At 71.2% G+C, this 8,406-nt stretch carries 6 protein-coding genes; 3 read left to right on the top strand and 3 right to left on the bottom strand.

Translation table 11 applies throughout. From position 1 onward, the window contains the following. Window positions 1-68: 68 nt before the first annotated feature. The 3 genes from GQR16_RS19535 (at window position 69) to GQR16_RS19525 (ending at window position 3,789) form a co-directional block, all read left to right on the top strand. On the top strand, window positions 69-1,112 hold the full coding sequence (locus tag GQR16_RS19535) for a sugar phosphate isomerase/epimerase family protein (RefSeq protein ID WP_246200952.1): 1,044 nt from the start codon (window positions 69-71) through the stop codon (window positions 1,110-1,112). Window positions 1,113-1,141: 29 nt separating this feature from the next. Next, a complete protein-coding gene (locus tag GQR16_RS19530) occupies window positions 1,142-2,413 on the top strand; it encodes a hypothetical protein (protein ID WP_157416839.1) in 1,272 nt (423 codons plus the stop codon). Window positions 2,414-2,490: 77 nt separating this feature from the next. Then, window positions 2,491-3,789, top strand: coding sequence for a COG1361 family protein (locus GQR16_RS19525; RefSeq protein ID WP_157416838.1), 1,299 nt, complete (start codon window positions 2,491-2,493; stop codon window positions 3,787-3,789). Window positions 3,790-4,301: 512 nt separating this feature from the next. Here the strand turns inward: GQR16_RS19525 and GQR16_RS19520 are convergent. From GQR16_RS19520 to GQR16_RS19510, 3 genes are all read right to left on the bottom strand, one after another. Next, entirely contained in the window at window positions 4,302-5,483 is a 1,182-nt protein-coding gene (locus GQR16_RS19520; protein WP_157416837.1) for an ROK family transcriptional regulator, read from the bottom strand. Between the two features lie 106 nt (window positions 5,484-5,589). After that, the gene (locus GQR16_RS19515; RefSeq protein ID WP_157416836.1) at window positions 5,590-6,651 is read right to left on the bottom strand and encodes an ABC transporter permease; all 1,062 of its coding nucleotides are present in this window, start codon (window positions 6,649-6,651) and stop codon (window positions 5,590-5,592) included. Continuing rightward, a complete protein-coding gene (locus GQR16_RS19510; protein WP_157416835.1) occupies window positions 6,648-8,123 on the bottom strand; it encodes a sugar ABC transporter ATP-binding protein in 1,476 nt (491 codons plus the stop codon). The genes GQR16_RS19515 and GQR16_RS19510 overlap by 4 nt, the downstream gene beginning before the upstream one ends. Window positions 8,124-8,406: the final 283 nt, after the last annotated feature.

The following is an 8,406-nucleotide window of genomic DNA, read 5'->3' as shown; positions in this document are numbered from 1 at the left end:
CCCCCGCGGGCCCCCCACACCCCCCGACCGACCCGGCACCCGGTTCGGTCTCACCTCGAAGGAGAGAGATGAGTCACCACACTCACGGCCACCCGACGGTGTCGGCCAAGCCGATGAGCCGCCGGAACCTGCTGCAGGCCCTGGCCGCATCATCCGTCGCCGTCGGCCTGGGCGCATTCGCCGCCCCGACCGCGGCGTCCGCACTCGCTGCACCCGCAGCACTGCCCGCCGCGCTCCCGACCGCCAGCGGCGGCGCGCGCCTCGTGCCGGTCAACCGCATCGGCATCCAGCTGTTCACGGTCCGCGACAAGCTCAGCGGCGCGGGCTCGATCGGCTTCCGCCGCCTGTTCGAGGAGCTCAGCGCGATCGGCTACTCCGAGGTCGAGTTCGCCGGGTACACGCAGGGCGGTGCGGGCGCGATCACGCCCGCCGAGATCCGGCAGCTGCTCGACGACAACGGCCTCCGCGCCGTCGGGTCGCACACCACGCTCAACCCGAGCAACATCGACGCGCAGCTCGCGATCGCGAACACCCTGGGCATGCAGTTCCTCGGCCAGGGCGGAGCAATCGCGTCCGGTCGTTCGGATGCGGCATGGGTGGCCGCCTCGCAGACCTGGAACACGATGGGCGAGAAGGCCAAGGCCGCCGGCGTGAAGCTGTACACGCACACCCACGACGGCGAGTGGAACTGGACGACGAACGCCGACGGCAGCCCGACCACGCGTCGTCCGTACGACGTGATGTGGGACGAGTTCGACCCCGACCTGGTGGCGTTCGAGATGGACATCTACTGGGCGTACGTCGGGCGGCACAAGTACCCCGGCTTCGAGCCGGTCGAGTGGCTCAAGCGCGACCCGCGCCGGTTCCCGCTCGTGCACCTCAAGGACGGCAAGCTCAACGGTGCCAGCGCGAACGGCTACGACATCATCGAGTTCGGTGCCGGCGACATCCCCTACGCGCAGATCCTCTCGGAGCTGCAGCGCAACCGCGGCCAGCGCTACGGCATGTACGAGCAGGACAACGCCGGTTCGACCGCCGCAGGCGGCAACCCGGTGAACTCGCTCGGCAACGCCGACCGCAGCTACGACAAGATCGCCGCCCTGCGCGGCTGACCCACGAACCCGAAAGGAGACATACCCACATGAGAACCACATTCAAGGTCTCGGCCATCGCATTGCTGGTCGCCGGCGGAAGCTTCGTCGCCGTCCCGGCATACGCGGCCGACCTGTCCTGCGCCGGCGACATCGCCGACCAGGTCGTCGCAGGCAACCTCGTCGTCGGCGCCGACGTCGACTGCGTCGCCGGCGGAGCGACCGTGCAGGGCGACATCATCGTCGAACCCGGCGGCTGGATCGACGCGACGTCCGTCGTCGTCGAGGGCGACGTCATCGCCACCGACGCGTACGGCGTGCTGCTCGACGGCACGAGCGTCGCCGGTGACATCAGCGTCTACTCGGCCGACTCCGAGGTCGGATTCCTCTACCTCAACGACCTCCAGGTCGGCGGCTCCGTCGCCGCCGGCGGCGTCGACGTCGAGGTGACCGACACCACGATCGGCGGCTCGCTCACGACGCAGGAGGCCAACTACGTCGACCTCGTGCGCACGTCGGTCGTCGGCGACGTCTCGATCGATGGCTCCGCCTGGGGCGTCTCGATCGCCGGTGCCATCGTCCAGGGCAACGTCACCGTGAGCGGCAGCTCTCGTGACGTGCTCATCGGTGCGGATGCCGATGGCGCGCCCGATGCGTTCGGCAACACGATCGGCGGCGACCTCGTGCTGAGCGACAACACGGCGAACCTCCGTGTCGCCGCCACCACCGCGCACGGCACGATCGAGCTGTCGGGCAACACCCCGGCGGCCGCGTTCGGTTCGGGCGTGGCGGCAGGCGAGGTCGTCGGCGACTTCACGGGCACGCCGGCCGGCGTCCCCGCGAACGGCGACCAGGCGATCGCGGTCACGGTTCCGGCGCAGGCGCCGGGCGAGCTGATCTGGTCGCTCGAGGGCACGTCGGCGCTCGTCGACCTCGGTGTGGCCGAGGAGCAGCTCGACCACTTCGCCGCCGACGGCGGCATCGTCCCGATCCGGGTGCAGGACACGCGCGCAGGCAACCCCGAGTGGTCGCTCACCGCGCAGGTGTCGAACTTCTCGGCCGGTGGCGACCCCGTGTCGAGCAAGTACCTCGGCTGGACGCCTGAGGTGACGGATGCCGCAGGCGGCGCCGTCGCAGGTGCCGCGGTGCAGTCCGGGTTCGTCGGTGGCGACGGCCTCTCGACCGCCCGCACCCTCGCCAGCGCTCCCGACGGTCACGCGCGCAGCGCGTCCGTCGTCGGCGCCGACCTCGAGCTGAAGCTCCCGCTCGAGACCCCGCGGGGCACCTACACCGCGACGATCACGCTGACCGCGCTCAGCTGATCACCCCGTCCGGGCCCCGGTTCGCCGGGGCCCGGACACCCCTTTTCCTCGAACCACACGAAAGCGAGTCCGCGCCCATGTCCCAGGCCGCCCCCTCCCAGATCTCCGCCGCCGGCGCCCGCCATGGGCGGCATGTCGCACGCTCGAGCCGCGCCCGGCGGGCACGGCTCCGACCAGAGGTCCCGCGCCTCCTCCTCGCGGTCGCGATCGTCTTCGCGATCGCCCTCTCGACCTGGCTCGGTGCCGTCGCCGGCGTCGGCGCCGCGCGCGCCGAGGAGAACCAGCCCGCCGACACGACCGTCTCCTGGAGCGTCCGCCCCGCGGACACGCTGCAGGGCACCGGTCGCCCCAACTTCGCGTACGAGGCGCTCCCCGGGCAGTCGGTCTCCGACGCCATCCTCGTGACCAACCGCAGCACCACGGGCATCGAGCTCGACGTGTACGCCGCGGACGGCTTCCTGACCGCCGACGGCTCGCTCGACATCCTCCCGAAGGGCGAGGAGTCCGAGGAGCTCGGCAGCTGGGTCGCCGTCGGCTCGCCGAACATCTCGCTCGCGAGCGGCGAGACCGTCGAGATCCCGTTCGAGGTCGCCGTTCCCGACGACGCCCCGCCCGGCGACTACGCCGCGGGCCTCGTCGCCTCGATGAGCGTCGACGCCGAGGGCGTCGTCACCGAACGCAGGCTCGGCTCCCGCATCCACCTGCGCGTGCTCGGCGACCTCGTGCCGTCGCTCGCGGTGACGGATGTCTCGGTCGCCTACACCGGCACGCCGGTGCCGTTCGCACCCGGCGACGGCAGCGTGACCTTCACGCTCACGAACACCGGCAACACCCGCCTGGACCCCGATGCCATCGTGACGATCTCCGGTCCGTTCGGGCTCGCGCCCGTCACGGTCCGCGGCGCCGACCTCTCGGAGCTCCTGCCCGGCAGCTCGATGGAGCACACGGTGCAGGTCGCCGGCGTCGCACCGCTCGGCCTCGTCACGGCGCAGGTCGCGGCCGGGGCCGAGGCGGTCGCGCGTCCCGGCGACACGGAGGCGCCGCCCGCGGTGGCCGGCGTCTCGGCCTCCGCGACGGGCTGGGCCGTGCCGTGGACGTCGCTCGCGTTCGTACTGCTCGTCGCCGGCATCGTGACGTGGTGGCTGCTGGCCCGACGCCGGGCGAAGAAGGCCAGGGCGAAGGACATCGCCGCGGCCGTGGCCGCGGCCCTCGCCGCGCGTGACGCCGAGACCGGCGGAGCCGCGTCCGACGGAGCAGGGGCGGCCGAAGGCGCTCCTGTCGCCGACGACGGTGCGGATGCGTCCGGCGACCCGTCGGAGCCGCCCATGACCGGCAGCGACGACGATCCCGCGCGCGAGCGGGTCGTCACCGGCTGACCGCACAGACCGCCGGCGGCGCGAGGAGGGACACCCTGCGCCGTCGGCGTGCCACCTGAGGCACGAGCAACGAGGAACGCCCGGACCCGCGATGCGGGTCCGGGCGTTCCGGCGTGGCGGCGTAGCGGGCTTTCGACGTTCGAATGCCGCTCGTGCCGCTCGTGCCGCTCGTGCCGCTCGTGCCGCTCGTGCGGTCGCGAAGTCGGCGTCGGGTGTCGACGTCGAACATCGGTCGGCGCATGCCGCTCGGCAGGCCCAGCGGCGGCCGGATGCGGCCCAGCGAGGAGCCGGACGCCCAGACGGGCTGGGGGCCGTGTGGGGCCGGACACGGTCCGCTGACGAGCCGGACGCCCGGACGAGCCTTGGGGCCGTCTGAGGACGGCAGCAGGCGGCAGGCGGGCCGGGCTGGGCGGAGCGCGACTCAGCCGCCCGATTTGGGCCGAGCGCGCCCGGGCGGGCCGTTCCGGGCGCGACGAACCGCATCCGGATGACCGGACCCGGTATCGCCCGCGTCAGGCGCGGATGAAGCCCGCGCTGAGCGACTCGGGCGAGAGCGCGTGCTCGACGGCCAGCATGCTCGCGCCGATGATGGCGGCCTTGTCGGCGGCCTGCGACTGCACGATCGACAGGTTCTCGGTGGCGAGCGGCGTGGATCGCGTGTAGACGACCTCGCGGACGCCGGCGATGAGGTGCTCGCCGACGCGGGCCATGCCGCCGCCGATCGCGATGACGGAGGGGTTGATGAGGCTCACGCAGGCGGTCAGGACCTCGCCGAGGTCGCGGCCGGCCTGGCGCACGGCGAGGATCGCGTCGATGTTGCCGCGCTTGACGAGGTCGACGACGTCGCTGCCGGTCTGCGCCTCGACGCCCTGCTCGCGGAGCGCGCGGGCGATCGCGGGGCCCGAGGCGAGCGCCTCGATGCAGCCGCGGTTGCCGCACTGGCAGGGCACGTTGGCGCCGCGCGCGATCTGCACGTGGCCGATGTCGCCCGCGATGCCCTGGGCGCCGCGCTGGAGCGCTCCGCCCGAGATGAGGCCCGCGCCGACGCCGGTGGCGATCTTGACGAACATGAGGTGCTGCACGTTGGGCCAGGCGACCGAGCGCTCGCCGAGGGCCATGATGTTCACGTCGTTGTCGACGAGCACGGGAACGGGCAGGTGCTGCTGCACCCAGCCCGGGATGTCGAAGCGGTCCCAGCCGGGCATGATCGGCGGGTTCACGGGCTGACCGGTCGAGTGCTCCACGGGGCCGGGCACGCCGATGCCGACGGCGGCGACGTGCGAGCGGTCGCGATCGGTGCGCTCGAGCAGCATCGCGGCGCTCTCGACGAGCCACGTGAGCACGGGCTCGGGGCCGAGCGCGACGTCGATCGGTTCGCTGTGCTCGGCGAGCACGCTGCCGGTGAGGTCGGTGATCGCGACGGTGCCGTGGGAGGCGCCGATGTCGGCGGCCACGACGACCTTGGCGGCGGGGTTCAGGGCGAACTGCGAGGGCGGCCTGCCGCCGGTGGAGACGGCGTCGGCGACCGGGGTGATGAGTCCCATGCGCATGAGTTCGTCGACTCGGGCGGCGATGGTCGATCGGGCGAGGCCCGTCGATTTCGCCAGCTCGGCGCGGGTACGGGGCACACCGTCACGGAGCAGCTGGAAGAGCTGGCTCACGCCGGTGACGGTCTGCGGAGAATCGGTCGTCATTCGTGTCACGCTCTCGGTATACCACTACTTACATCGGAGTACGTTCAACTTCTGCACTGCCGCCCCCGGAACTGGGGGCGGCAGTGGTCAGATGTCGGGGAAGGACTCAGGAACTCGACCGGCCGCCCTGCTTGGCGAAGCGCTGCTGCAGTAGCACCGCGACGATGATGATGACGCCCTTGGCGACGGCCTGCACCGACGACGAGAGGTTGTTCTGCACGAACACGTTCGTCAGCGTCGCGAAGATGAGCACGCCGAGCACGGTGCCGGTGATCGTGCCGCGGCCGCCGACGAGCAGGGTGCCACCGACGACGACCGCGGCGATCGCGTCGAGCTCGTAGAGCTGGCCGTGCGTCGAGGTGCCGGCCGTGGTGCGGCCGAGGATCATGACGGCGGCGATGCCGGCGGTCAGGCCGGCGAGGGCGTACAGCCACACGGTGTGCCGCTTGACGTTGATGCCGGCGAGGCGGGAGGCCTCGCGGTTGCCGCCGATGGCGACCGTGCGACGACCGAACGTGGTGCGGTTGAGGAGGACCCACCCGCCGACCGCGACGAGCGCGAAGATCCAGATCAGGATGTCGACGCCGAGGAAGTCCTCGTTGAAGAAGTTGATGAAGTCGCGCGAGCCGATCGTGAGGGTGCGGCGCTCGGCGAGGATCTCGGCGAGGCCGCGCGCGGCGACGAGCATGGCGAGGGTCGCCATGAAGGCCACGACGTTGCCGTAGGCGATCACGATGCCGTTGATTAGGCCGGCGGCGAGGCCGGTGGCAAGCGCGAAGACCACCATGACGATCCAGTGGAAGTTCTCGGCCAGGTCCTGCGTCACGGCGAGCGTGGCGGCGATCGAGGCGAGGCCCATGACGGATCCGACCGAGAGATCGATGCCACCCGCGATGATGACGAAGGTCATGCCGACGCTGATGACGCCGATGATCGAGGCCTGGCGCAGGATCGTCAGCATGTTGCTCGTCGTGGTGAAGGTGTCGGGCGCGGTGATCGCACCGACCACGACGATGAGGACCAGCGCGAGCACGAGCCCGAGGTTGCGGCCGGCAGAACCCGACAGGAGCCGACGCACGGGGGACACGGGCGCTTCGACGGTCGTCGCGGACGTGGTGGGGTTCGGCTCGGCGGCGACTTCGCTGCCGGGCGTGATCTGCTCGCTCACGCGGCAGCTCCTTTCATGACGAGGTCGAGCACGCCGTGCTCGTCGATCTCTGTTGCGGGAACGGTGGTCAGGATGCGGCCGTCGGCGACGACGAGCACGGTGTCGGCGAGGCCGAGGACCTCTTCGATCTCGCTGGAGACGACGACGATGGCGTTGCCTTCGGCGGCGAGGCGTCGGATGAGGGCGTAGATCTCGGTGCGGGCGCCGACGTCGACGCCTCGGGTGGGTTCGTCGAGGAGGAGCACGCGGGTGCCGTGCACGAGCCAGCGGGCGAGGAGGATCTTCTGCTGGTTGCCGCCGGAGAGGGTGACGGCGGCGCGGTCGGGGTCGGCCGGGCGGAGTTCGAGCGCCTCGATCTGCTCACGAGCCACGGAACGCGCCGAGCGCTCGTCGAGGAAGCCTCCCTTCGCGAAGCGGGCCATCGACGCGAGCGTGACGTTGACGTAGATGGGTTCGTCGAGCACGAGGCCCTGGCTCTTGCGCTCTTCGGGAGAGAGGCCGACGCCGGCGGCCACTGCGGCGACGACCGAGCCGCGTCGGAGCGTCGTGCCGGCGACGGAGACGGTGCCGGCGGTCGCGCGGCGCGCGCCGTAGATCGTCTCGAGGATCTCGGAGCGGCCGGAGCCGACGAGCCCGGCGAGGCCGACGACCTCGCCCGCGCGCACCGAGAACGAGACGTCCTCGAACGCGCCGGTGAGTCCGAGCCCGTCGACGTCGAGCACGGTGGGCGCATCGGCGGCGATCGGCGTCGCGGGCGGGAAGACGTTCTCGACCGTGCGCCCGGTCATGAGCCGGATCAGGTCGGCCGTCGGCGTCTCGGCGACCGAGAGGCCGTTCGCCATGCTTCGGCCGTCCTTCAGCACCGTGATGCGGTCGCCGATCTGGCGGATCTCCTCGAGGCGGTGCGTGATGTACACCACCGCGATGCCTTCCGAGGTGAGCTCGTTGACGACGTGGAAGAGGTTCTTGACCTCTTCGGAGTCGAGCACGGCGCTCGGCTCGTCCATGATGATGAGCTTGATGTCGTGCGAGAGCGCGCGCGCCATGCTCACGATCTGCTTGTTGGCCGCGCTCAGCGACCCGACCTCGGTGTGCGGCGAGAGGCGCGCGTGGCCGAGGCGTGCGAGCAGTTCGCGCGTGCGCTTGGCGGCCTCGCTCCGACGGCTGAATCCGCCGCGGGCGAGTTCGTGTCCGAGGAAGACGTTCTCGGCGACGGTGAGGCCGTCGACGACGTCGAGCTCCTGGTACATCGTGGCGATGCCGAGGTCGATCGCGGCCTGGGGGTCGTGGATCTCGACGGGCTCGCCGAGCCAGGCGATCTCGCCGTCGTCCGGACGGTGGACGCCCGCGAGCATTTTGATGAGCGTCGACTTGCCGGCGCCGTTCTGGCCGAGGATGCAGTGCACCTCACCGGGGAGGATGTCGAGGTCGACGCCTTTCAAGGCGCGAACGCCGGCGAACGACTTGGTCACCCCCCGGACGGTGAGTAATGACGATGAATGGTCAACTTTGATCACGGGGCGAACATAACACGGTCACCCGGCGGCACGCGACCCCCAAACGAGCGGTCCGAAGTTCTCATGCAGACGGATGGAACGGGCCGCAGTGCCGCGTTCCGGCGCAGATCATGGGCGATTCGCCACTTATGCCGCGCCAAAAACAAAAGTTGCAACTTTGCGTTCCACTTCTGCTACGGTGATCCCAGTCGGCGTGGACCCCTGCGATGTTGCACCAGCTCGGGTCGGACTTGCGCCG

It is taken from the genome of Agromyces allii, from assembly GCF_009749385.1.
Lineage (GTDB): Bacteria > Actinomycetota > Actinomycetes > Actinomycetales > Microbacteriaceae > Agromyces > Agromyces allii.
This window is presented reverse-complemented; position numbering and strand designations above follow the sequence as displayed.

What these genes read in the sequence shown, in the direction of transcription:
- GQR16_RS19535 (WP_246200952.1), top strand. Translation starts at nt 69, where the DNA reads ATGAGTCACCACACTCACGGCCACCCGACGGTGTCGGCCAAGCCGATG.
- GQR16_RS19520 (WP_157416837.1), bottom strand. Translation starts at nt 5,483, where the DNA reads ATGACGACCGATTCTCCGCAGACCGTCACCGGCGTGAGCCAGCTCTTC.
- GQR16_RS19530 (WP_157416839.1), top strand. Translation starts at nt 1,142, where the DNA reads ATGAGAACCACATTCAAGGTCTCGGCCATCGCATTGCTGGTCGCCGGC.
- GQR16_RS19525 (WP_157416838.1), top strand. Translation starts at nt 2,491, where the DNA reads ATGTCCCAGGCCGCCCCCTCCCAGATCTCCGCCGCCGGCGCCCGCCAT.